We start from the raw sequence: 1,440 nt of genomic DNA on the forward strand, positions 1-1,440 counted from the left end.
AACCGCCCGCCTCGATGTGCCCTGTGGTGGTGCAACCCGTGTCGTGATCTGCATTTTGCGACTCCTCCGTGATCGGCCCGTCAAACCGCGAACCGCGCCAGAGAGTACCACGCCGAGATTCGAAAGCGCCTCAAATGCGCGTGAAACGAGCGTGATGCGCCCCCCGCGCGCGCTGGAGGAGGCCGTCTGGCCCTGTTCGAATCTCATTCCCATCGACTGACTGACCCCCAGTCCCTCAGACTTACCCCCAGGGAGAGGTGCATGAGCGAGAATCTCAACAGCGCAGGCCGCTCGAAGGTCGTCTACGACGGCGAGGAATACAGCCGCGAGAGCCTGCAGGGGCTGGTCAAGCAGTATCAAGACAAGCACGGCAACGACCTGCAAGAGCTCGAGCAGCTGCGCAAGACGCACGACGACATCGCGCGTGAGATGAACAAGGACCTCACCGAGCAGAAGACCGCCTGGGAGTACATGCGCAGCATGATCTCCCTCGACCCGTCGCAGGTGTCGACGAACTTCCGGGGGCTGCTCGAGAAGATCCCCGTGCTCAACGACTACGTGGCCGACCGCCCCATCAGCGAGCTGCTGCGCGACAAGATCCACGTGGCCGAGCTGCGCACCGCCCAGGTGGGTCAGTTCCTCGACCAGATCGAGATGCGCATCAACGGCCTGCGCGACGACGTCACTCGCCTCAACAAGAAGATGGTGGTGGCCGCCCACAACGAGGAGAAGGCCGCCGCCCTCCTGCTCGACCTGCGCAACCAGATGCGCGGCCTTGAAGACGAGCTGGCCGGGATCCCCGCCGAGCAGGGAGCCGCCCGCCGTGAGAAGCAGGCCGCCATCGACGAGCTCAAGCGCGAGATCTGGGAGCATGGCGCGCAGCTGCGCCTCTACAGCAACGCCGAAGACCGCATCGCCAGCATCGTGTCGATGAACAACAACTTCCTCGAGATGCTCATGAACCTGCACGCGAACATGACCACGCTGCACGACAGCGGTCAGGAGATCCTCGACGAGCTGCGGGGCAACCTGAGCGGGCTGGCCACGGCCACCCAGGCCAGTGAGCTCACCCTCGACATGCAGACGTCGCTGGCGTCGCTGCGCACGAGCGTCAACAAGGTGGCGTCGCTGGCCAGCCAGACGAGTCTCTTCCTCACCCAGAACGTCGAGCGGCTCACCAGCCAGATGAAGGTGTACGACGACGCCACCAAGGCCCTGGTCGAATCGAACCTGGCGGCCGAGCGCGAGATCATGGAGAAGCGCATCGACGAGACCCTCGAGCTGGCCCAGAAGGAGTACACCCTGCTGCACCAGGCGCGCCAGGGGAACGCCGAAGCCCCGTGATCCTCGAGGGCGAGGGGCTCGCACGCTACCTGTGCCGTCTCGACGCACTGATTCAGACAGCGCGCCTCAACCAGTTCTACCCCGACCCGCGCCGCC

Annotated in this window: 1 protein-coding gene; it reads left to right on the forward strand. The window is 64.8% G+C overall.

Annotated features, from left to right (window positions below; genetic code table 11):
- Nucleotides 1-261 precede the first annotated feature (261 nt).
- A complete protein-coding gene (locus tag EB084_25355) occupies nucleotides 262-1,344 on the forward strand; it encodes a hypothetical protein (protein ID NDD31592.1) in 1,083 nt (360 codons plus the stop codon).
- Nucleotides 1,345-1,440 lie beyond the last annotated feature (96 nt).

It is taken from the genome of Pseudomonadota bacterium (assembly GCA_010028905.1).
Classification (GTDB): Bacteria; Vulcanimicrobiota; Xenobia; order RGZZ01; family RGZZ01; genus RGZZ01.

Coding starts and splice junctions, on each gene's coding strand:
- EB084_25355 (NDD31592.1), top strand. CDS start 262: ATGAGCGAGAATCTCAACAGCGCAGGCCGCTCGAAGGTCGTCTACGAC.